The sequence below is a fragment of the Acinetobacter sp. CAU_H_56 genome (genome assembly GCF_058599425.1).
The window spans coordinates 671,780-695,757 of sequence record NZ_CM178654.1; the positions used below are offsets into that span (position 1 = coordinate 671,780).

General features: G+C 45.2%; 21 protein-coding genes. 18 read left to right on the top strand and 3 right to left on the bottom strand.

The genetic code is table 11. The features are described 5' to 3' along the window. Positions 1-19 precede the first annotated feature (19 nt). Positions 20-151, bottom strand: a complete 132-nt coding sequence (locus AC4MCC_RS03330) for a hypothetical protein (RefSeq protein ID WP_005237071.1) — start codon at positions 149-151, stop codon at positions 20-22. Positions 152-307: 156 nt separating this feature from the next. Then, positions 308-3,142, bottom strand: coding sequence for a ribonucleoside-diphosphate reductase subunit alpha (locus AC4MCC_RS03335; protein WP_491885681.1), 2,835 nt, complete (start codon positions 3,140-3,142; stop codon positions 308-310). Positions 3,143-3,711: 569 nt separating this feature from the next. On the opposite strand from AC4MCC_RS03335, the gene bfmR reads away from it, so the two are divergent. Together bfmR and bfmS are read left to right on the top strand one after the other, a co-directional pair. Further along, the gene (bfmR, locus tag AC4MCC_RS03340; RefSeq protein ID WP_004785097.1) at positions 3,712-4,428 is read left to right on the top strand and encodes a response regulator transcription factor BfmR; all 717 of its coding nucleotides are present in this window, start codon (positions 3,712-3,714) and stop codon (positions 4,426-4,428) included. Positions 4,429-4,469: 41 nt separating this feature from the next. Further along, complete coding sequence (gene bfmS, locus AC4MCC_RS03345; protein WP_491885682.1) at positions 4,470-6,146, top strand: sensor histidine kinase BfmS; 1,677 nt, start codon at positions 4,470-4,472, stop codon at positions 6,144-6,146. Positions 6,147-6,207: 61 nt separating this feature from the next. On the opposite strand, the gene AC4MCC_RS03350 is transcribed toward bfmS, so the two are convergent. Then, positions 6,208-6,564, bottom strand: a complete 357-nt coding sequence (locus AC4MCC_RS03350) for a hypothetical protein (protein WP_004785094.1) — start codon at positions 6,562-6,564, stop codon at positions 6,208-6,210. 575 nt (positions 6,565-7,139) lie between these two features. Here AC4MCC_RS03350 and ndhC point away from each other — a divergent pair. The 16 genes from ndhC (at position 7,140) to AC4MCC_RS03430 (ending at position 23,951) form a co-directional block, all read left to right on the top strand. Continuing rightward, positions 7,140-7,685, top strand: coding sequence for an NADH-quinone oxidoreductase subunit A (gene ndhC, locus AC4MCC_RS03355; protein WP_004785092.1), 546 nt, complete (start codon positions 7,140-7,142; stop codon positions 7,683-7,685). Between the two features lie 6 nt (positions 7,686-7,691). Further along, complete coding sequence (locus tag AC4MCC_RS03360; protein WP_004785090.1) at positions 7,692-8,372, top strand: NuoB/complex I 20 kDa subunit family protein; 681 nt, start codon at positions 7,692-7,694, stop codon at positions 8,370-8,372. Positions 8,373-8,462: 90 nt separating this feature from the next. After that, a complete protein-coding gene (gene nuoC, locus AC4MCC_RS03365) occupies positions 8,463-10,250 on the top strand; it encodes an NADH-quinone oxidoreductase subunit C/D (RefSeq protein WP_419364630.1) in 1,788 nt (595 codons plus the stop codon). 14 nt (positions 10,251-10,264) lie between these two features. Beyond that, a complete protein-coding gene (gene nuoE, locus AC4MCC_RS03370; protein WP_004785086.1) occupies positions 10,265-10,774 on the top strand; it encodes an NADH-quinone oxidoreductase subunit NuoE in 510 nt (169 codons plus the stop codon). Beyond that, complete coding sequence (gene nuoF / locus AC4MCC_RS03375; protein WP_004785084.1) at positions 10,771-12,102, top strand: NADH-quinone oxidoreductase subunit NuoF; 1,332 nt, start codon at positions 10,771-10,773, stop codon at positions 12,100-12,102. The genes nuoE and nuoF overlap by 4 nt, the downstream gene beginning before the upstream one ends. A gap of 11 nt (positions 12,103-12,113) precedes the next feature. Next, positions 12,114-14,792, top strand: a complete 2,679-nt coding sequence (gene nuoG / locus AC4MCC_RS03380) for an NADH-quinone oxidoreductase subunit NuoG (protein WP_491885683.1) — start codon at positions 12,114-12,116, stop codon at positions 14,790-14,792. Positions 14,793-14,795: 3 nt separating this feature from the next. Next, positions 14,796-15,806, top strand: a complete 1,011-nt coding sequence (nuoH, locus tag AC4MCC_RS03385; protein WP_004785081.1) for an NADH-quinone oxidoreductase subunit NuoH — start codon at positions 14,796-14,798, stop codon at positions 15,804-15,806. A gap of 18 nt (positions 15,807-15,824) precedes the next feature. After that, on the top strand, positions 15,825-16,367 hold the full coding sequence (gene nuoI, locus AC4MCC_RS03390; protein ID WP_004785079.1) for an NADH-quinone oxidoreductase subunit NuoI: 543 nt from the start codon (positions 15,825-15,827) through the stop codon (positions 16,365-16,367). Continuing rightward, positions 16,367-16,885 (top strand): NADH-quinone oxidoreductase subunit J, encoded by a 519-nt coding sequence (nuoJ, locus tag AC4MCC_RS03395; RefSeq protein ID WP_171056685.1) that lies wholly within the window; start codon positions 16,367-16,369, stop codon positions 16,883-16,885. Before nuoI ends, nuoJ begins: the two co-directional genes overlap by 1 nt. After that, on the top strand, positions 16,885-17,193 hold the full coding sequence (nuoK, locus tag AC4MCC_RS03400; protein WP_004280769.1) for an NADH-quinone oxidoreductase subunit NuoK: 309 nt from the start codon (positions 16,885-16,887) through the stop codon (positions 17,191-17,193). The genes nuoJ and nuoK overlap by 1 nt, the downstream gene beginning before the upstream one ends. Next, positions 17,190-19,079 carry an NADH-quinone oxidoreductase subunit L gene (nuoL, locus tag AC4MCC_RS03405; protein WP_180105232.1) on the top strand — a complete coding sequence of 630 codons (1,890 nt, stop codon included), beginning with the start codon at positions 17,190-17,192 and terminating at the stop codon, positions 19,077-19,079. Before nuoK ends, nuoL begins: the two co-directional genes overlap by 4 nt. A 1-nt stretch (position 19,080) precedes the next feature. Then, positions 19,081-20,694, top strand: a complete 1,614-nt coding sequence (nuoM, locus tag AC4MCC_RS03410) for an NADH-quinone oxidoreductase subunit M (RefSeq protein ID WP_004785072.1) — start codon at positions 19,081-19,083, stop codon at positions 20,692-20,694. Between the two features lie 3 nt (positions 20,695-20,697). Continuing rightward, positions 20,698-22,242 carry an NADH-quinone oxidoreductase subunit NuoN gene (gene nuoN, locus AC4MCC_RS03415; RefSeq protein WP_004785070.1) on the top strand — a complete coding sequence of 515 codons (1,545 nt, stop codon included), beginning with the start codon at positions 20,698-20,700 and terminating at the stop codon, positions 22,240-22,242. Positions 22,243-22,365: 123 nt separating this feature from the next. Continuing rightward, entirely contained in the window at positions 22,366-23,001 is a 636-nt protein-coding gene (gene upp, locus AC4MCC_RS03420) for a uracil phosphoribosyltransferase (RefSeq protein WP_004785068.1), read from the top strand. Between the two features lie 85 nt (positions 23,002-23,086). Continuing rightward, on the top strand, positions 23,087-23,380 hold the full coding sequence (locus AC4MCC_RS03425) for a cold shock domain-containing protein (protein WP_004785065.1): 294 nt from the start codon (positions 23,087-23,089) through the stop codon (positions 23,378-23,380). A gap of 208 nt (positions 23,381-23,588) precedes the next feature. Continuing rightward, positions 23,589-23,951, top strand: coding sequence for a hypothetical protein (locus tag AC4MCC_RS03430; protein ID WP_491885684.1), 363 nt, complete (start codon positions 23,589-23,591; stop codon positions 23,949-23,951). Positions 23,952-23,978: the final 27 nt, after the last annotated feature.

The window sequence follows — 23,978 nt, forward strand, 5'->3', positions numbered from 1 at the left end:
GTTCAGAGATAAATCCCCACTACTTATTTTGTTTACGCTGTTGCTGGCGAACTTTAAACCAGAAATAAGCAATCGGTGCGTAAAAGGTAACGGCAAAGGAAAGGATCAATGCCACAAGTCCTAACATGTAATTGTGAGTCATATGGGGCATGAGGTTTTCCTTTGTTTTTTTATTTCTTTTGAATCCCCCTCTTGCGCAGCAGTGCTGCTCACCTTTTGCAAAGGGGGACTTGCATCCCGCCATTTGCTTCGAGGAATCTCCCTCCTTTGAAAAAGGAGGGTCGGGGTGGATTAGGAACCCGTCAGATTACTGACAAGCCTCACAATCAGGATTGTCAATTGAACATGCTTGTGGCACTGGTGCTGCCTGAGTGAAACCTTCTTCCTCTACAGGCGCTTCAGGTTTTTTCTCTTCAACCACTGGCGCTGCAACTACAGGAGCCGCAACAGTTGCAGGCTTAACTGCATTCAATGCACCAGTATTAATGGTTGATTTCTCGGCAGAAGTTGCACCTAAGGCACGTAGGTAATAAGTGGTTTTCAGACCACGTAACCAAGCCATCTTGTAAGTGATGTCCAGTTTTTTACCGTTTGCACCCGCGATGTACAGGTTCAGAGATTGCGCCTGGTCGATCCATTTTTGACGACGAGAAGCAGCATCAACAATCCAGCGTGGCTCAACTTCAAACGCAGTCGCAAAGATCGCTTTTAATTCTTCAGGAATACGAGAAATCTTTTGTACTGAACCTTCGAAATGTTTCAGGTCATTGACCATCACTGCATCCCAAAGACCACGTTCTTTCAACGCACGTACCAGGTACGGGTTGATCACTGTGAATTCACCAGACAGGTTAGATTTCACATACAGGTTCTGGAATGTAGGTTCGATTGACTGAGATACACCGCAAATGTTTGAAATGGTTGCAGTCGGAGCAATCGCCATCACGTTTGAGTTACGCATACCGTCTTTTTGAACTTTGGCACGTAAAGTGTCCCAATCCAGACGTTGAGTGCGATCCACTTCAAACATACGTTCTGGACGAGTTTTCGCAACCAAGTCAAGTGAGTCGATTGGCAGAATGCCTTGATCCCACAATGAACCTTTGAATGTTTCATACGTACCGCGTTCAACAGCAAGGTCACTTGAAGTTGAAATTGCGTAGTAAGAAATCACTTCCATTGATTCATCAGCAAACTCAACCGCAGCGTCAGAACCGTAAGCCATACCCATTTCGTAAAGCGCATCCTGGAAGCCCATGATACCCATACCGACTGGACGGTGTTTCAAGTTCGAGTTACGTGCTTGTGGAACCGCGTAGTAGTTGATGTCGATCACGTTATCGAGCATACGAACCGCAGTTTTCACTGTACGAGCCAGTTTTTCACGATCCAGCTTGCCGCCTTGAACGTGTTGTACCAGGTTGATCGAACCTAAGTTACATACTGCGATTTCTTCTTTGCTGGTGTTCAGGGTAATTTCTGTACACAAGTTAGAAGAGTGAACTACACCCACGTGTTGTTGTGGTGAACGCAGGTTGCATACGTCTTTGAACGTGATCCATGGGTGACCTGTTTCGAACAGCATAGACAGCATTTTGCGCCACAAATCTTTTGCACGGATTTTCTTGTGCAACATGTTTGTTTCTTTGGCAATGCTTTCGTAGTAAGCATAACGCTCAGCGAATTCTGCACCAGTCAGATCATGAAGATCAGGTGTTTCAGAAGGAGTGAACAGTGTCCATTCAGCATCTTCGAATACACGTTGCATGAACAGGTCAGGAACCCAGTTCGCAGTGTTCATGTCGTGAGTACGACGACGGTCATCACCCGTGTTCTTACGAAGCTCAAGGAATTCTTCGATGTCCAGATGCCAGGTTTCCAGGTATGCACATACCGCACCTTTACGTTTACCGCCCTGGTTTACGGCAACAGCAGTATCGTTGGCAACTTTAAGGAATGGCACCACACCTTGAGACTTACCGTTTGTACCTTTAATGTAAGAGTTCAGGGCACGAACTGGAGTCCAGTCATTACCTAAACCGCCTGCCCACTTAGACAGCATTGCGTTATCACGCATCGCACCATAGATGTCATACAAGTCATCATCAATCGTAGTCAAGTAGCAGCTAGACAACTGTGGACGTAACGTACCTGAGTTGAATAGGGTAGGTGTAGACGCCATGTAGTCGAAGCTAGACAATAAGTTATAGAACTCGATTGCGCGGTCTTCGCGATTGTCTTCGTTCAGGGCGAGACCCATAGACACACGCATGAAGAACAATTGTGGCAATTCGAAACGCACGCCATCTGAGTGGATGAAGTAACGGTCAAATAGGGTTTGCAGACCTAGGTAGGTGAACTGGTTTGAACGTTCTGGTTGAATCGCTGCAGCCAGCTTAGCCAGGTCAAAGTTTAACAATTCAGGTGAAAGAAGCTCTAACTCAATCCCTTTTTTCAGGAAAGTTTCAAGCGCATCACCTTCATTAGTATCAGCTGATAAACCCAAGAACTCTAAACCGGTAGCCACCAGGTCATCACGCAACAGACGTGCAGTCACATAAGTATAGTTAGGTTCTTGCTCAATACGGGTACGAGTTGCCATCATCATTGTTGTAGAGATGTCAGACTCTTTTACGCCGTTATAAAGGTTTTTTACGGTCTCATCGACAATCGCCTGTACGTCGATTCCTTCAAGGCCTTCAGCAGCGCGAGTCACAGTCGCAGTCAATTCGCTTAGGTCAAGCGGCTTTAACTTGCCTTCTGCATCAGTGACTTGCAGTGTAGGGTGATGGTTGGCACCTAACTGTTTGCGCGCTTCAGAACGTTGTTCACGGTAGATGACATAGGCACGTGCAACTTTCTGTTCGCCAGTACGCATCAGCGCAAGTTCAACCTGATCCTGAATTTCTTCGATATGGATCGTGCCACCCGATGGTAAACGGCGTTTGAATGTATTCAGAACCATTTCCGTTAATTGTTCGATACGGTCGTGTATACGGCTCGAATCTGCACTTTGCTGGCCTTCTACTGCCAAAAATGCTTTTCCAATTGCAACAGAAATTTTTTCTGCATCAAAAGCGGCAACATCACCGGTGCGTTTAATCACCTGAAGTTGACCCGGAGTGGACGTGATTACGCTCATGTTAGCATAGCTCCATTGTCATCTATTTTTATGTTTATGGACCGTTTGAACTGGGCAAAAATCGTGCCACAGTGTTCGAGGAATAAACACAAGACCTAGTGGTTATAAAATTAATTGAACACAAGATACGGGAAAATTTAGGGTAGATCAATATTGACATTTTGCTAAATATTTTTCTGAAGTTTTATCTTAATCTTTTGCAAAAAGATCCCAATTTTTATTGATTCTTGCATAAGCCTTATCCGGCAAGGCATAGCATAGCAAAGCTGGCAAAAAGTGCTTATAGATAACATTGTGGATAACTAAAAAGGCCTGAATCAACTAGTCACATTTTGTTCAGATTAAGCTGTGATCGATGCAAATAAGCCGACAAACGGTAGTTAAATGCACATTCGAGTGAAATGTGCACGATAAAATATTACAAAATGCTACTTTGGTGTATTGGTTTGGTGAACGCTATCTTGTTTACAATGTAAACGTGTGTATATTGCAAGCATATTAAAAACGTATCTATTGGATTTCAAAAGGATACGTCCGTAGCATACGTCCATCAAATAAAGGGGCAACACATGAGCCAAGAAGAAAAGTTACCTAAAATTCTAATTGTTGAAGATGATGAGCGTCTTGCTCGTTTAACACAAGAATACCTCATCCGTAATGGTCTTGAGGTTGGGGTAGAGCCGGATGGCAACCGTGCTATTCGTCGTATTATTGCTGAGCAACCAGACATGGTGGTTCTAGATGTTATGTTGCCAGGTGCTGATGGTTTGACCATCTGCCGTGAAGTTCGTCCACATTATCATCAACCGATTTTAATGCTGACTGCACGTACTGAAGATATGGATCAGGTCTTAGGTCTGGAAATGGGTGCAGATGACTATGTCGCTAAACCGGTTCAGCCGCGTGTCCTGCTGGCTCGTATCCGTGCTTTATTACGCCGTACTGACAAAGTGCCTGAGGATGAAGTGGCTCAGCGCATCGAGTTTGATGACCTGGTGATCGACAATGGTGGTCGTTCAGTGACCTTAAATGGTGAGCTGGTTGACTTTACCAGTGCAGAATATGACCTGTTGTGGCTGCTGGCTTCAAATGCGGGCCGCATCCTGTCACGTGAAGATATCTTTGAACGTCTACGCGGCATCGAATATGACGGCCAAGACCGTTCAATTGATGTGCGTATTTCGCGCATTCGTCCAAAAATTGGTGACGATCCTGAAAATCCAAAACGTATTAAAACAGTACGTAGTAAAGGTTATCTATTCGTCAAAGAAACTAACGGTATCTAATCGGTGCCTTTAGCCGCCTGAATAAACAGGATAATTAATAGGTGTTTAAACACAGTATATTTTTGCGGATATACGCAGGCCTGGTCATGCTTGTGGTCCTGGTGGCAGTATTCAGCTATCTGCTGGTACAGATCATCAACTACCAGCGTGCGCAGGAATATCGTGAATCCCTGACTGATGGTATGGCATATATCATCAGTGAGGGGGTTGCGAGACAGCCTAATCTGCAGCAAAAGATGGATTGGGTTTCAGATGCGTCTGATCTGTTGGAATTGCCAATCTACTATGTCGAAGCCAGTAAAATGGATATTACCCGAGCGGAAGGTCGACGTCTGGCTGACCGTAAGGCAGTCGTGCGTTGGGATGCCAAAACCGGGGTAGCTTATATTGTCATTGGGCTACGCGATGATCCAAGTCATTATCTTTATATTAAGGCGGATAATATTACTGAACGCCAGATGAAGGCTTTACCGGTCTTTATTCTGGACTATCTGGTGTACTACCCAGGTCAGGAAAAAGAATACCTGAAGCGAATTCAGGATTATTTCTCTTATCCAATCTCGATTGAAAATGTCCAGAGCCTGCCACTAGATTCCGAGCAGATCGGACGTTTGCGTCTAGATCACAGCATTATTCTATATCGTGATAGTGCCTCAATTCGCGGTACTACAATTTCGATCATTTCTCCTATTCCTAGCTCGACGTCTGAAGTGCTGGTCATGGGGCCAGTGCCGTTATTTAACTGGATGCCATTCCAGTTAGCTGCCGGGATTACCTTGCTCAGCCTGTTTGTCTTAAGTCTGGGGATTTATGGTCTGCTGGTGCCAATGCAGCGTAAACTGCGTGAAGTGAGCTATGCCCTGAACAAGATGAAAACCGGGAACATGTCATTGCGTCTTCCGGTAGAAGGTAGTGATGAGATGGCGACGCTGGCTTCCAGCTATAACAATATGTCGGATCATATTCAGCGTCTGATTGAAGCGCAGCGTGAATTGATGCGTGCGGTATCGCATGAGCTGCGTACACCTGTTGCCCGTATCCGTTTTGCAGTGGAAATGATGGCAGATGAAGACGACTATGATTACCGCTTGCAGCAGGTTGAGCAGATTGACAAGGATATTGAAGCCTTAAATACTTTGATTGATGAAATCATGACTTATGCCAAACTGGAACAAGGCATGCCTTCAATTGAATTTGAAGATATTGATCTGTTTGAAGTGCTGGATCAGGTGGCAGTCGAAACCGATGCTTTAAAAACAGGCAAAGAAGTCGAAGTGCTGCCTATGCCAGTACCTGTAACCGTAGAAGCTGAACGACGTTACCTGCATCGTGTGGTACAAAATCTGGTGGGTAATGCAGTACGCTACTGTGAGCAGAAAATCCTGATCAGCGGCGGACTAGATGCTAAGGGTATGGCGTATATCTGTGTAGAAGATGATGGTCCGGGGATTCCGGAAGCTGACCGTGCCCGTATCTTTGAAGCTTTTGCCCGACTGGATGATAGTCGTACCCGTGCTTCAGGGGGATATGGTTTGGGCCTGTCTATTGTTAGCCGGATTGCTTACTGGTTTGGTGGAGAGATTCAGGTCGATCAAAGTCCGACACTGGGTGGTGCACGCTTTATCATGATTTGGCCAGCTAGCCGTTACGGTAAAAAAATCAAGCAAAAACCGATCGAAAAACTGGAAAAAGCTGAAGTGTCAGATCAGTCAGAATAAGAGTTTAGGTGAGAAAAAACGATACATAGGTATCGTTTTTTTTATGGCTATTTAAAGGGGATTATTCATGGATGGTAGCATCCGGTTCAATCAGTGGTTTGCCTTCTTTCAGACTGTTTAAGGCATCAGAATTGAAGTTGATCAGCAGCTTGTTGTTTTTAACATCTACCTGATAGCTTTGGATTAGTTTCTGGTCACCAGACAAGGTTTCAAGCTTGTACTCATCGGCAATATTCATAATACCGTCCAGGTTAATGCTGGAAGAGGCATAGTCTGTCTGGAAAAGTTTATGAATATCCCCTAAGTCAAAAATTGCATTGCTGGCATCCTGATGTTTTTGGATATAGCTTTCTACATGTCGCATCAATAATTGAGCAAAGAAAAAATAATCAGGTTTATGGGTAAATCGTAGAGACATGCATGGACTCCTTATTGTTACTTTATAAATGTCATAGTGTGTTTAAAAATAGAAATATCATAATCTGAATCAAACTGTTGGACGTGTTGCAAAAATACACAATTGCTCTTTTAAGGCTTACCGAGAGCGGGTAGAAAAGGTCGGCTTCTAATTGAATGACAACATTCATGTTAAACATCTTTTAAAAACACACTGATTTTTTCGGAGCATTAAGCAAAGGTGAAATATTTTTGATTGATTCTTTATAAGTTTCTTTTCATGGGGTGGGTAACCAGACACTGTAAAAGGAGTGAGGCCTAATTAAGCAAAGCTTTAAAAGTCTATCCGGGTTTAGAAAAAAATAATGGAAATTTAAACTTTAATTTAAAAAAACGATCGGTTGAGATTCTTTGAGCTTAAAGCCAGAATAAAATTAGGAATGTCTAAAAAATCATCCAAAAGACTAAGGCTTATAAACTAGCAAGTGAAATCCAAAATCAGGTACAATTGGCGGGATTAATTTTGTGTTTGGTGTATTTGAAGGCCAATACATACATTCTTTGTTAATAAATCGGCCTGCCAGGAGTTATCCCCGCATGAGTGCCATTACTCCATACGAATGGGCAATTATTGCCTTCGTGATCGGCGTTACATTTTTATGCGTCTTTATGCTCACTGTCCCATTACTCCTCGGGGGTAAATCATGGGGCCGTGCCAAGCAGGAGCAGTTTGAGTCAGGCGTAGTCAGCGCAGGTGGAGCTCGTATCCGCTTGTCTGCGAAATTCTATTTAGTTGCAATTTTCTTTGTAGTCTTCGACCTCGAAGCACTTTACCTGTATGCATGGGCATCTTCTGTTCGTGAAGTAGGTTGGATTGGTTTTGCAACTGCAGCTATCTTTATTTTGGTTTTACTTGTTGGTTTGGTTTACGAATTATCGACAGGCGCACTGAACTGGGCACCTTCAGACAGACGTAAAGCAGCAGGATACAAAGCTAAAATTGGTTCGCCAAATATGGATCTTGCAGAAATTACGCGCTTCAACTCTGTTGAAGAATTGGTTATGGATCCAACTGGTCAAATCCCAGCTCAATCATCTGGTCTTGTGAAAAAATCACAAGTTCAACCCTCTGATAAGGAGTAACTCGGGATGAAATATACATTAACCCGTGCGAATCCGAATGCTGATGAATATCCACTTCAAGAGCGTATCGTTGTAGAAGATCCGCTTCTAGAAGAAGAAGTGAATAAAAATGTGTTCATGACTCGCCTAGAGGATGTAATGCACACAGCAGTGAACTGGGGTCGTAAGAACTCAGTTTGGCCATTTAACTTTGGTACATCTTGCTGCTACGTTGAATATGCAACGACTTTGACCGGTGTACATGACTTGTCACGTTTCGGTGCCGAAGTTATCCGTGCTTCACCGCGTCAGGCAGACTTGATGATCGTAGCAGGTACATGCTTCGTGAAAATGGCTCCGGTAATTCAACGTCTGTATGAACAGATGCTTGAACCGAAATGGGTTATTTCAATGGGTGCGTGTGCAAACTCAGGTGGTATGTACGATATTTATTCAGTCGTACAAGGTGTGGACAAGATTATTCCGGTAGATGTATACGTTCCGGGCTGCCCACCACGTCCTGAAGCATTGATCCAGGCATTAATGCTGTTACAAGACCAAATTCAATTAGAGCGTCGTCCGCTGTCTGCGGTAATCGGTGATGATCTTAAGCCAGTGTATAAGCCAAAGATGATGCCGGAACGTGACCGTAAGAAAGACCAGCGTGTGGCTGTGAAGAACTTACGCTCTATGGATGAAATTAAATAATTTAAACGACCGGTTTTTTGTTGTGCACCCGCTATGGGTGTAGTTGTCGTTTAGGTTGACTGAATTTGTATTAAATAGGAAGCCAAGCCAATGGCTGAAACTGACATTGCTATGCCAGAATCAACAGCAGTTGATTCACGCCCAGCATTTGCCATCATTGAAGAGCTCAAAACCAAGTTTGGTGAGAACTTCTTTGTGCAAACGACTTTCGAGGATTTCCCGACAGTTTGGGTTGAGCGCGCACGTGTACAAGAAGTATTGATGTTCTTGCGTACCGTGCCACGTCCATACGTGATGCTATTCGACTTGTCTGCAGTAGATGAGCGTTTACGTACGCACCGTGACGGTTTGCCTGCGTCAGAATTCACAGTGTTCTATCATTTATTATCTTTAGAGCGTAACTGTGACATTCGTATTAAAGTTGCATTAAGTGACAGCGATCTGAATATTCCGACCGCAACGAATATCTGGCCAAATGCGAACTGGTATGAGCGTGAAGCTTATGACATGTTCGGCATCAATTTCGAAGGGCATCCAATGCTCCGTCGTATCTTGTTGCCAACCTACTGGGAAGGTCACCCGCTACGTAAAGAATATTCTGCACGTGCGACTGAATATACCCCGTATATCCAAGACAAAGCCAAGCAGGACTTTGAACAGGAACATCTACGTTTCGTGCCAGAAGACTGGGGTCTGAAGCGCGGTAATGCAGATGAAGATTTCATGTTCCTGAACCTGGGTCCGAACCATCCATCTGCGCATGGTGCTTTCCGTGTGATCTTGCAGCTGGACGGTGAAGAAGTTAAAGACTGTGTGCCTGACATCGGTTATCACCACCGTGGTGTGGAAAAGATGGCTGAACGTCAAACCTGGCATTCATTCATTCCATATACAGACCGTGTCGACTACCTCGGTGGCTGTGCACAGAACATGCCTTATGTGATGGGCGTGGAACAAATGGCGGGTATTACTGTACCTGACCGTGCCCAGTGTATCCGTGTCATGATGTCGGAACTGTTCCGTATCAATAACCACTTGCTGTACATCGGTACTGCGATTCAGGATGCCGGCGGTATGACTCCAGTATTCTATATGTTCGCTGACCGTCAGAAAGTGTATGACATTGTGGAAGCGATCACCGGTTACCGTATGCATCCAGCATGGTTCCGTATCGGTGGTACTGCACATGACTTGCCAAACGGTTGGGAAAAACTGGTTCGAGACTTGCTCGACTGGATGCCTAAGCGTTTGAACGAATACTATACTGCAGCACTGAAAAACTCTGTATTTGTGGGTCGTACCCGTAATGTGGCTCAATACGATGCGAAATCTGCATTGGCATGGGGTGTAACAGGTACTGGTCTGCGTGCGACAGGTATCGACTTTGATGTTCGTAAATACCGTCCATACAGTGGTTATGAAAACTATGACTTCGAAGTGCCAGTTGAGTACGAAGGCGATGCATATGCTCGTGTGATTGTTCACTTCCGTGAAATCGAACAGTCACTGAAAATCATTAAGCAGTGTCTAGAGAATATGCCATCTGGTGCGTACAAAGCAGACCATCCACTGGCTGTTCCACCACCAAAAGACAAAACATTACAAGATATTGAAACCTTGATTACGCACTTCTTGAGCGTTTCTTGGGGTCCTGTAATGCCTGCAGGTGAATCATCTGTGATGGCAGAAGTGGTGAAAGGTGCGTCGACTTATTATCTGACTTCAGACAAGTCAACCATGAGTTACCGTACCCGTATTCGTACACCAACTTTCACGCATTTACAGCAAATGCCTTCTGTGATTAACGGCAGTCTTGTATCTGACTTAATCATTTATTTAGCGACAATCGACGTCGTAATGGCTGACGTGGATCGCTAAGGGGTAAACGCATTATGATGATTTTGACTGATAAAAAGCCACGTGTGAATGTTGAAGGGATTTTGACTTCGGAAGAAATCCATGAAATTGAACATCACATTGGGCATTACCCGTACCCACGTGCAGCGTGTCTTGATGCGCTGAAGTGTGTACAACGCCGTAATGGCTGGGTAGACGATGCTCAAATGAATGCCATCGCGCAAATGCTCAGCATGAGCCTTGCCGATTTGGAAGGGGTTGCAACGTTCTATAACCGTATTTACCGTCAGCCAGTGGGTCGTCACGTAATTTTACTGTGTGACTCTATTGCATGTTTCTTGATGGGTGCGGAGACTTTAGCAGAAGCATTCCAGCGTGAATTGGGTATCCAGTTCGGCCAAACCACAGCGGATGGCCGTTTTACCTTGCTTCCAATTTGCTGCCTAGGTAACTGTGACAAAGGTCCAACCCTCATGATTGATGAAGACACTCACGGTCTCGTGGAAGTGACATCAATTAAACAGTTATTGGAGAAGTATGTATGAATACCGAACCAAAACCAATTTATGGCGACGGTAACCCGGAAACGCATCCACTGACTTGGCGTCTAAGCAAACAGGCGAATGTCCGTCACGTTGATGACTACGAAGCGCTTGAAGGCTATGCAGGCTTTAAAAAAGCCCTGTCTATGACACCGAAAGAAGTGCTGGAAGTTGTAAAAGCTGCAACCGTAAAAGGTCGTGGTGGTGCAGGCTTCCCGGCAGGGATCAAATGGTCGCTGATGGCGCCAAATGACAATTCAGGTCCACGTTACCTGATTTGTAATGCCGACGAAATGGAACCAGGTACCTTCAAAGACCGCCTGTTGATGGAAGATCTTCCTCACCAGTTGATCGAAGGTATGCTGATTGCAGCTTATACCCTTGAAGCAACTCAAGGTTATATCTTCATCCGTGGTGAATACATCGAAGCAGCGAAGTACCTGAACGAAGCACTTGAACAGGTTCGTGCTAAAGGTTATCTAGGTGACAATATCCTGGATTCTGGCTGGAGCTTCGAGTTACACGTACATACCGGTGCGGGTCGTTATATCTGTGGTGAAGAAACTGCATTGATTAACTCGCTTGAAGGTCGCCGTGCAAACCCGCGTACCAAACCGCCATTCCCGCAGGTTGCAGGTGCTTGGGGTCGTCCTACGATCGTGAATAACGTAGAGACTTACAACAACTTGCCAGCCATTATGTTGCGTGGTCCAGAATGGTATATCGGTCTGTCTGCAGGCAAATCGAAAGATCCTGGCACAAAAATTTATGGTGCTTCAGGTAAGGTGAAATTCCCGGGTCTATGGGAACTGCCATTCGGTACCACTGCACGTGAAGTGATTGAAGAACATGCCGGTGGTATGCGTGACGGCTTGAAGCTGAAAGCATGGTTACCCGGTGGTGCATCAACTGACTTCCTGGCTGCCGAGCATATCGATCTTCCGATGGATGCGGAAAGCATCATGAAAGCAGGTTCACGTTTAGGTACCTGTCTATTGATGGTAGTTGATGAAACTCAATGTATGGTTTCAGCGACTCGTAACCTCGAAGAATTCTTTGCGCGTGAATCATGTGGCTGGTGTACACCTTGCCGTGATGGCTTACCTTGGGCGGTGAAAGCGCTTAAAGCACTTGAAGATGGTACTGGCAAGAAAGAAGATATCGATCACTTACAAGAACTGACTCGTAAGCTTTGGATTGGTAAAACTTTCTGTGCTCACGCACCAGGTGCTATGGAACCGTTAATGGGCGCACTCAAACATTTCCGTGGCGAATTTGAAGCGAAAGTCGTGAATGCTGCCGCTCAAACCCGCAACGTAGAACAAGCTTAAGGAATTCGACTATGGCTACAATTCATGTCGATGGAAAATCGTATGAAGTCAACGGCTCGGAAAACTTGCTGCAAGCATGTTTGAGTCTTGGCATCGACATCCCATACTTTTGTTGGCATCCATCCTTAGGTTCTGTCGGTTCTTGCCGTCAATGTGCTGTGACTCAATACGCGAATCCAGAAGATACGCGTGGTCGTTTGGTCATGTCATGTATGACACCGGCTGCTGACAATACCTACATCTCGATTGAAGACAAAGAAGCGAAAGATTTCCGTGCTTCTGTTGTTGAATTCTTGATGACCAATCACCCGCACGACTGTCCAGTCTGTGAAGAGGGTGGCCACTGTCACCTGCAAGATATGACAGTAATGACTCAACACGACCGTCGTCGTTACCGTTTCACCAAACGTACGCATTACAACCAAGAACTTGGTTCGTTTATTGCGCACGAGATGAACCGTTGTATCGCATGTTACCGTTGTGTTCGTTATTACAAAGACTATGCGGGCGGTACGGATTTCGGCGTATATGCCAACGCTTCTCGCGTTTATTTCGGTCGTCCAGAATCAGGCACATTAGAGTCTGAATTCTCAGGTAACTTGACTGAAGTATGTCCAACAGGTGTATTCACTGACAAAACTCACTCAGAACGTTATAACCGTAAATGGGACATGCAGTATGCGCCAAGCGTATGCCAAGGCTGTTCTTCAGGTTGTAACATTTCTCCGGGTGAACGTTATGGCGAACTTCGTCGTGTCGAAAACCGTTTCAACGGTGAAGTGAACCAATACTTCCTATGTGATAAAGGTCGTTTCGGTACCGGTTATGTGAACCGTGCAGATCGTCCACGTCAACCACAATTCCGTACAGGTGCAAATGTAGAAACAGTGTCTGTAGATACTGCACTTGATACCGTGATTGCAAAAATCCAAGGCAAAAAAGTACTGGGGATCGGTTCGCCGCGTGCATCACTTGAATCAAACTTCGCGCTTCGTGAGTTGGTGGGTCAAGATAACTACTCAACCGGTATGGCTCAAAAAGAGCAAAATCTGGTTGAACTGGCTGCATCGATTATGCAAACCGAGGGTGTTTATAACCCGAACATGCGTGAGATCGAAAGCTATGATGCGGTACTGATTCTGGGTGAAGACCTGACTCAAACTGCGCCACGTATGGCTTTATCTGTTCGCCAAGCTGCGAAAAATAAAGGCAAGGAAATGGCTGCAGAGCGCCGTACGCAAGAATGGCTGGCTGAACCTGTACAACGTATTGCCCAAGATGCGAAATCTCCGATTTACATTCTGGCTGCAACACAAACACGTTTGTCTGACGTTGCGGAAGGTGAAGTGGTTGCTTCTCCAAATGACATCGCACGTTTAGGCTTCGCGATTGCTGCGGGCGTGAAAGGTGAAGTCATCACTGGTATTGATGACGATGCCAAAGCATTTGCACAAACCATTGCAGATACGTTGAAAGCTGCCAAGAAACCACTGATCATCTCTGGTACAAGTCTACAAGACGCAACCATCATGGAAGCTGCTGCACAAGTGGCACAAAACCTGGGTAATGCGGGCTTGACCTTGACTGTTCCTGAAGTGAACTCAATGGGGCTGGCAATCTTCGGTGGTCAAAGCCTTGAGCAAGCATTTGCACAAGACTATGACACCGTTGTAATTGTAGAAAACGATCTTTACCGTCGTTTACCAGCAGCTCAGGTTGATGCTGCGCTTACAGGCAAACAGGTGATCGTATTGGATCACTCTGAAACTGCGACTGTGAAGAAAGCCAACATCGTATTGTCTGCTGCTTCATTTGCTGAAGGTGATGGTACTGTCGTTTCTCAAGAAGGCCGTGCACAACGTTTCTACCAAGTGTATGACCCTAACTACTACAACCCAGAACTGGCAATCAAAGAATCTTGGCGCTGGTTACACGCACTGGAAACAGGCGTACAAGGCAAAGCGATTTCTTGGACTATACTGGATGATGTCATCGAGTCAGTAGCAAGCAACGTTCCTGCACTTGAAGGTATTCTGGATGTAGCACCAGATGCAGGCTTCCGTGTCCATGGTCTGAAAGTGGCACGTGAACCACGTCGTTATTCAGGTCGTACTTCGATGCGTGCGCCATTATCTGTACATGAGCCGAAACAGCCGACTGATAAAGATTCTGCATTAACATTCTCTATGGAAGGTTATGTCGGTGATGAGACTCCATCTTCACTGGTACCATTTGCTTGGTCTGCAGGCTGGAACTCACCACAAGCCTGGAACAAATACCAGGATGAAGTGGGCGGTCACTTAAAAGGCGGTGATTCAGGCGTTCGTTTATTCGACCGTTTACCAAAACGTCCAGCGCGTAGCTTCGTTGCACCAGCACCTGTGCTTGTAAATGCTGAAAGCTTCCGTCTGGTACCAATGCATCACATCTTTGCATCTGGCGAGTTCACCATTAAAACTCCGGCAATGGAATCACGTATTCCTGACGCAGTATTTGCAGTGGGCGAACAGGATGCTACACGCTTGAACCTGCAAGACGGTCAGAAGATCACTGTGAAAGCAGGCGAGACTTCAATCGTTCTTCCTGTACAAGTGATTGAATACTTACCAACAGGTTATATTGGCTACCCAATTGGTCTTGCACCAACGGTATCTCTTGCAGAGCCTGTTTCAGTCGCGGTAGGAGCGTAATTCATGGAACAAGAATTAATCCGTCAAACGCCGCTGTGGGCTGAAAACTGGCCAATCGCCTATTCAGTACTTCAAGCGATCGTGATCTTACTGGTTGTAGTACTGATCGCTGCGTTGATGTCTTTTATTGAACGTCGTTTACTTGGCTTGTGGCAAGACCGTTACGGTCCGAACCGTGTAGGTCCGGGCGGTATGTTCCAGATTGTTGCCGACATGCTGAAAATCATGTTCAAGGAGGACTGGACACCAAAATTTGCTGATAAATTGACTTTCCGTATGGCTCCAGCAGTTGCGATGGCAACTGCGGTGCTGTCGTTCATGGTTATTCCTGTATCACCTTACTTAGGTGTTGCAGACATGAGTATCGGTCTGTTGTTCTTCATGGCAATGGCAGGTATTGCGGTATATGCAGTATTGTTTGGTGGTTGGTCTTCTAACAACAAATACGCATTGCTTGGTGGTCTACGTTCAGCAGCGCAAACCATTTCTTATGAAGTGTTCCTGGGTATTTCACTGATGGGTGTAGTGGCAATTGCCGGTTCATTCAACATGCGTGAAATCGTAGAAGCACAGAAAGATGTATGGTTTATCATTCCTCAGTTCTTAGGCTTCCTGATCTTCGTGGTTGCAGGTGTTGCGGTAACTCACCGTCACCCATTTGACCAACCAGAAGCGGAACAGGAACTGGCGGAAGGTTACCACGTAGAATATGGCGGTATGAAATGGGGTATGTTCTTCGTTGCGGAATACGTAAACGTAGTACTGATCTCTGCATTGATCGTAACCCTGTTCTTCGGTGGCTGGTTAGCACCATTTGGTCTTGATTTCCTTCCACCAGCATTCTGGTTCATTATTAAAACAGCATTCTTCGTAATGATGTTTGTATTGGCGCGTGGTTCTTTAATGCGTCCACGTTATGACCAGGTGATGAACTTTGGTTGGAAAATTTGCTTGCCATTGGCGTTGGTTAACCTTTTGGTGACTGGTGCTGTGATTCTGTTGAATCAGGCCTAAGACAGCAGGGAGAACAAAATGTTTAAATTTCTAGCTGGATTCGGGTCAATCGTTCGTACGTTGTTCATGGTATTTACCCATGCAACGCGCAAACGTGACACCATTTTATATCCGGAAGTGCCAGCCGAAGAAATCGTGCCACCACGTTTCCGTGGTCGTATCGTATTAACGCGTGACCCAGATGGCGAAGAGCGTTGTGTGGCATGTAACCTGTGTGCGGTTGCATGTCCGGTAGGCTGTATTTCATTACAAAAAGCAGAACGTGAAGATGGTCGTTGGTATCCGGAATTTTTCCGTATCAACTTCTCTCGCTGTATTTTCTGCGGTATGTGTGAAGAAGCATGTCCTACGACTGCGATTCAGATGACACCAGATTTCGAATTGGGCGAATATGTTCGTCAAGACTTAGTCTACGAAAAAGAACACTTGCTGATTTCTGGTCCTGGTAAATATCCTGACTATAACTTCTACCGTGTAACCGGTATGGCAGTTGCTGGTAAGGACAAAGGTCAGGCACAGCGTGAAAGTGCACCTGTTGATGTACGGAGTCTATTACCATGATGTGGCCATTTTATTTAATGGCCCTTGTGGCCATCGTCTCTACGGTTCGTGTGGTGACTAACACGAATCCGGTACATGCTTTATTAAGCCTGATCGTTTCACTCCTTGCTGTAGCAGGGCTGTTCCTGATCGTGGGTGCACCATTTGCGGGTGCACTTGAAGTCATCGTTTATGCTGGCGCGATCATGGTGTTATTCGTGTTCGTGGTAATGATGCTGAACCTGGGCGAACAGACTGTTGCTCAGGAACGCAAATGGTTGACTTCATCGGCTTGGGCTTATCCGGCATTGATGAGCTTCCTGATTGGTCTGATCCTGGTTTGGGTACTTAAATCAGACTACGTGCAGCCTTCAATGGTGATGGGCACAGAAATGGTCGGTCCTAAAGCGGTAGGTCAATCACTCTTTACGCAATACTTATTGTTGGTAGAAGTTGCCGCGATGTTATTGCTTGCATCACTTGTTGCAGCATTCCATTTGGGTAAACGTGAACCAGGTGCAGAAGAGGAACAACAATAATGGGCAACATCCCTTTAGAGCATGGTTTGATCGTTGCATCCATTCTTTTTGCACTGGGTTTTTACGGTGTAATGGTGCGACGCAACCTGCTATTCATTTTAATGAGCCTTGAAATCATGATGAATGCTGCTGCTTTGGCATTCGTCCTGGCGGGCAGTGCATGGGCACAGCCTGATGGTCAAATCATGTTTATCCTGATTCTGACCCTTGCTGCGGCAGAGGCATGTATCGGTCTTGCGATCGTCCTTCAGTTCTATCATCGCTTCCATCATCTGGATGTGGATGCTGCTAGTGAGATGCGCGGATGAGTTATTTATATCTAACAATTTTATTCCCGCTCATTGGCTTCGTCCTTTTAGCGGCAGGGCGTCATAAGCTTCCTGAAACAGTTGCAGCCATTATTGGTGTAGGGGCTGTGGGGTTATCGGCATTGTTTGCACTCATTGCGGGTATGGACTTTGTCAACAATGGTTCTACCGCAGTAGTACAACCTCTTTGGACCTGGTTCAATGTCGGTGGTTTTGCACCGGGCATCAGCCTGCACCTGGACGGTTTGTCTCTGTTGATGCTGGGCATGGTGACAGGCGTTGGTTTCCTGATCCACATCTTTGCATCATGGTACATGCGCGGTGAACAAGACTTCGCACGTTTCTTCTCTTACTTCAACCTGTTCGTTGCAAGCATGTTATTGCTGGTACTGGGTGACAACCTGGCGTTGTTATTCCTGGGTTGGGAAGGTGTAGGTCTGTGTTCTTACCTGCTGATTGGGTATTACTACCAAAATCCTGCAAACGGTGTGGCAGCGATCAAGGCATTTACCGTTACCCGTATTGGTGACGTATTCCTGCTGATTGCCATGTTCTTGCTGTTCCAGCAATTCGGTACGCTGAATACTCAGTACATCGTTGAAAATGCTGCGACTGTGATGACTCAAAGTTCATCATTAACCATCTGGACTGCACTAATGTTGTTCCTAGGTGCTGCTGGTAAATCTGCACAGATTCCACTGCAAACCTGGTTGGCAGATGCGATGGCTGGTCCTACACCAGTTTCTGCATTGATCCACGCTGCAACAATGGTAACAGCGGGTGTTTACCTGTGCTGCCGTCTGTTCACAGTATTTGAACTTGCGCCTGAAGTAATGATGTTCATCTCGATTACTGGTGCAGTGACATTACTGGTAGCTGGTTTTGCTGCATTGGTACAAACAGACATCAAACGTATTCTGGCTTACTCAACTATGAGTCAGTTGGGCTACATGTTTATGGCTGTAGGTGCTGAAGCATACCAGGCGGGTCTGTTCCACATGCTGACTCACGCATTCTTCAAGGCATTATTATTCTTGTCTTCTGGTGCAGTGATTCTGGCTTACCACCACGAACAAAACATCTTCAAGATGGGCGGTCTGTTCTACAAGAACAAATTCCTGTTTGCATGTTTCGCCATTGGTGGCGGTGCATTGGCTGCAATTCCATTCATCACTGTGGGCTTCTTCTCAAAAGATGCAATCCTGGGTGCGGTATGGGTACAAGGCCAATCAATCGCAGTTTACAGCACACTTTACTGGGTGGGTGTAATCGGTGCGTTCCTGACTTCGATCTATACATTCCGTCTGATCTGGGTTGTATTCTTCGGTAAAGAAAACACACCTTACCACGCAATCAAGGGTGTAACTTACTGGGGACCATTGGCAATTCTTGCAGTACTTTCGACTTTCGTGGGTGCGGCATTGAAAGCGCCTGTAGAAAGCATTTTAAATGCGGCTAAACTTCCTGCATTTGAAATTCCGGAAGCACTTGAACATGGCATGCATACTGCAGAATACACAGCAGTAGGTATTGCACTGGTAGGTCTTGCAATTGGTGTGGTGCTGTTTGCTTTTGCTTACAACGCTGTGAAATCTTTTGCTAAAACTTCTCTGGGTGCGGGTCTTGCCAACATCTGCCGTAATGCACTTGGTTTCGACAAGCTGTATGACATCGTTTTTGTGAAGCCTTATTTGTTCTTCGCGAAACTGTTCGGTCGTGATCCGATTGATGGCTTTTGGCTGGTGCTGCCTGCACTGGTTAAAGGTGGTCATAGCTTTACTAGTTCGCGTCAAACAGGTTCACTGCGTGAATATGCATCTAGTATGGGGCTTGGTGTCGTTGTCCTACTGATGATCTTGCTCGTGATTCAGGTAGTGGGGAAATAAAATGGAAGCTCCAAACAATATTATTTTGCCGGCTCTGATCCTCATTCCGTTCATTGCAGGTTTTATTTGCTGGTTGGTCGATAAACTCGACCAACACCTTCCGCGTTATATCGCGCTGATTGGTATGTTAGTGACGCTGGTCTTGACCATCGTCCTTTGGCAGTCGGGTACTTATAACTATGAACTTGGCGGTGCCGCTCCTACGTGGGCAGCCGAGTTTAAATTGCCTTGGATTCAAACCCTGGGCATTAACATTCACCTTGCGGTGGATGGTTTATCTTTACTGATGGTTGGCTTGACTGCACTCCTGGGTGTGCTGGCAGTAGGCTGTTCATGGGGTGAGATTCAGAAAAATGTTGGTTTCTTCCACCTGAACCTTTTATGGTCTCTGGGTGGTGTAATCGGTGTATTCCTGGCAATTGACCTGTTCCTGTTCTTCTTCTTCTGGGAGATGATGCTGGTGCCGATCTACTTCCTGATCGCACTTTGGGGTCATAAAGGGGCAGAAGGCAAGTCACGTGTATATGCTGCAACCAAGTTCTTCATTTACACACAGGTGGCTGGTTTAGTCATGCTGATTGGTATCCTCGGTCTGGTAACTGTAGGCTACACCATGACTGGTCAAATCCGTTTTGACTACAACTACCTGATGGGTGTAGCGAACATGCTGGATACACAAGCGCCAGCAGTTGCTTACGCATTCATGATCTGTTTATTCATCGGTTTTGCGGTAAAACTTCCAGTTTTCCCATTACACGGCTGGTTACCAGATGCGCATGCACAAGCACCGACAGCGGGTTCTGTTGACCTTGCAGGTATCTTGATTAAGACAGCTGCTTACGGTCTGATCCGTTTCGTGATTCCATTCTTCCCGGCGGCTTCTGCACAGTTTGCAGACATCGCGATCATTTTCGGTTTAATCGGTATCTTCTACGGTGCTTGGTGTGCTTTCCAGCAAACCGATATGAAACGTTTACTTGCGTATACATCTATTTCACACATGGGCTTCGTTTTACTTGCGATTTATGCAGGTAACATCCTGACTTTCCAAGGTCTGATGATCATGATGCTGGCTCACGGTCTGTCATCTGCAGCGCTGTTCATTATGTGTGGTCAGGTGTACGAACGTGTTCATACACGTGATATGCGTTTGATGGGTGGTATTCGTGGTCAGTTCCCATACCTTGCATTCTTCCTGATGTTCTTCATCGCGGCGCTTGTCGGTATTCCAGGTCTAGGTAACTTCATTGGTGAGTTCCTGATCCTGATGGGTTCATTCGGTAAATTCCCAGCATTTACAATCCTCGCTGCAATCAGCCTGGTATTTGCGGGTCTGTACGGTTTGATTCTGATCCATAAAGCGTTGTTTGGTGTTCCAAACGAAGAGCAAAAACAGCACTACACAAATCCGTTAAAAGATTTAAATGCACGTGAAGTGGTAATTTTGCTGATCTGTGCATTTGGTCTAGCATGGCTTGGTCTATACCCACAAAGCTTCCTTGACGTTTCTAACTCAAGCATGGCGTGGTTAGCGAATAGCTACATTCCTGTGTCTGAAGCAGCTGATGCTGTGCAGCAAGCTGCCGTTTCAGCTGAAAATGTGGAGATCCAATAAGCCATGAACTTCACAATGTCTTTTTCTGAGCTTATGCCTCTAGCACCTGTGATGATCGTGTCATTGACTGCGATCGTCGTGATGTTGCTTACTGCAATTAAGCGTAACCATAACTTAGTTGCGACTACGACAGTCATTGGTTTAAACCTAGCGGCGTTGTACATTCTGTTCGTTCTGTTAGCGGGTCAATTTGCACCTGCTAATGTAATGAACCTGTTCCTCGTAGATCCGTTTACGATGCTGTATCAGTTTGTGATTATTGTGGCTGCACTAGCGTGTAGCACCTTGTCACATGCTTATATTGAAACCTATAAAGATAATCGTGAAGAACTGTATATCCTGATGCTGACCTCCGTTGCGGGTGCGATGCTGATGGTGGCAAGTTCTCACTATGCATCTTTCTTCATTAGCCTTGAGCTCATGTCGATCCCTGTATACGGCTTATTGGCGTATACACATCAACGCTCTCAATCGCTTGAAGCAGGTGTGAAATATCTGGTGCTTTCAGCAACTGCATCTGCAATGTTGCTGATGGGTATGGCATATGTTTATGCATATACAGGTTCTCTAAGCTTTGTCGCTGAACCAGGCAAACTGTTGACTGCATTTAGTCAGCCTGCTGTGGTGATTGGTCTAGCACTGATTGTATTCGCTGTTGGCTTTAAACTGTCACTAGCTCCATTCCACAAATGGACACCAGATGTATACGCAGGTGCTCCAGCACCAGTTGCAACTTTCCTTGCAACTGTGTCTAAAGTGGCAATGTTGGGTCTGTTCGTACGTTATGTATTGTCTTCAGGCTTAATCTTGTCAGATAGCTTCGTCACCATCATCAGCGTGATTGCAGTACTTTCCATCATTGTAGGTAACTTGCTTGCAGTGAAACAGGTGAACTTGAAACGTATCTTGGCATACTCTTCAATTGCTCACTTCGGTTACGTACTGGTTGCAATCGTATCTGCACGTAATACTGACTTTTTACAGGTTCAAGGTTTCGCGACTTTCGAAAGTGTAAACGTCTATATCATCACTTATGTATTGACTACGATTGGTGCTTTCGGTGTGGTAACGCTGATGTCTAGTCCGTATAACAATACAGATGAAGCGGGTAGCCTGGCTGAGTACCGTGGTCTGTTCTGGCGCCGTCCAGTATTGACTGCTGTATTAACTGTGATGATGCTGTCTCTGGCAGGCATTCCATTAACAGCGGGCTTCATCGGTAAGTTCCTGGTAGTGAAAACTGCGGTAGCAGGCGAGTCTTGGTTCCTTGCTGCGATGGTTATCCTGGGTTCAGGTATCGGTCTGTACTACTACCTGCGTGTGATGGTTGTCATGTATATGACTCCACCAGAAACACCACGTCTTGACGCTGTAAATCACTGGGGTCAAAAAGTCGGCGGTATCATGGTATTGCTCGTTGCATTACTGGTACTGGTGATCGGTGTTTATCCGGATCCAATCATTGCACTGTCTCGCTATGCATTCTTCGCAATGTCGCCTGAATTACAACAGTTTATTTTCACTTTGGTTCAAAGTGGTTTTAACTAATTCAGCGCAAGTTTGAAGTTATTACAAAAAAGCCTCCACGATTGGGGGCTTTTTTAGTTAAACAAATCCGGAAAAGTCTTTATAATAGCGGAAATTTATCTTTAACCTTCTAGGTGTTCTCCCGTGGCAATCCATGAAATCCGTCATCCTTTAATTCGACATAAACTCGGTTTACTGCGTCGTGCTGACATTAGTACCAAGAACTTCCGTGAGCTTGCTCAGGAAGTGACTATGCTTTTGACTTATGAAGCGACCAAGGATCTTCCTGTCGTTGAACATGAGATTGATGGCTGGAACGGACCGGTGACTGTAGACCGTATTGCAGGTAAGAAAATTACTGTTGTGCCAATTCTACGTGCAGGTATTGGTATGCTGGACGGTTTCCTGAATCTGATTCCAAGTGCCAAAGTTTCTGTACTGGGCCTGGAACGTGATGAAGAAACCCTACAGGCACGTACTTACTATAAAAAACTGGTTCCAGATGTACAAAACCGTCTTGCTATGATCATTGATCCAATGCTGGCGACTGGCTCTTCTCTGGTAGCTGCGATTGACGTATTGAAAGCTAGCGGCTGTAAAGATATTCGTGTGATGGTATTGGTTGCTGCACCTGAAGGGATTAAGCGTGTTGAAGAAGCTCATCCAGATGTGGTGATTTTCACTGCGGCGATTGATCATGGCTTGAATGAAAATGGTTACATCGTTCCAGGTTTGGGCGATGCGGGTGACAAGATTTTTGGTTCAGTTCAAAAAGACTAATATTTTTGAAAATGAACAGAAAAGGGGCTTTTACAGCCTCTTTTTTATATACTGAATACTGACAGATACAGAGTAGGGGACGTTTATGACTTCCGAGCAATACCAAGGAAAAGTAAAACAGTACAATCCAGAAAAAGGATTTGGTTTTATTTCTTCACCTGAAGGTGAGGTATTTTTTCATATCTCGGATTTCCCTGCCGATTCAGGTGAACCGAAGCGCAACGACCGGGTAAAATTCAATGTGGTTCAAAATGGTGATCGCTATAAAGCCATTAAAATTGAACGTGTAGAAGATAAATCGAAGAAAGCCAAAAAAGCCAAAGCAGTAGCAGTCAATACTTCGATTACATCAGCACTATTGTCGAATTTAAAGCGTTAATTTTTGCTTGGAAAAAAACATACAAAAGGAGGCTCTAGAGCCTCTTTTTTATTTTCGTTATAAGTTTACGTAAGTTGTAGGAATCTTGTGTAATCAGAACCTTATAAAATGTTGCGAAAACAATAAAATACCCACCAAAGCTCAACAATATCCTTTAATCCCTTCCATATAAACTACGCATCTGTTGAATGATCTAGGGACACATATCATGTTTACAGATGGAAGAATTAAAACCTATGATGCTGTACGTGGGACTGGGAGTATTGAACTAAAAAATAATGCACAGGAGCTTAATTTTCAGTTAGACCAACTACCTTTACCTGAAATCGCGCCTCAAGTCGGAGAACGACTTAAATTTAGAATCATTGAAGAGCAAAACACGATTCAACTGGACAATATGGTACGTCTGGATATTAAGCATCAGGAAGAGTTTGTTTCTGAAGTGGTTGCATTGCCATCTCTAGCTTCTACTACGATAGTTAATCCGGCACGCAATACTATTTTCTTTAGTCCTACACTCTGGTTGATTCTGGTAACAGTGATTGGATTTATGATTTTTGGAGAAATTTAAGTTAAGTGAAATGAAATAAGCTAGTTT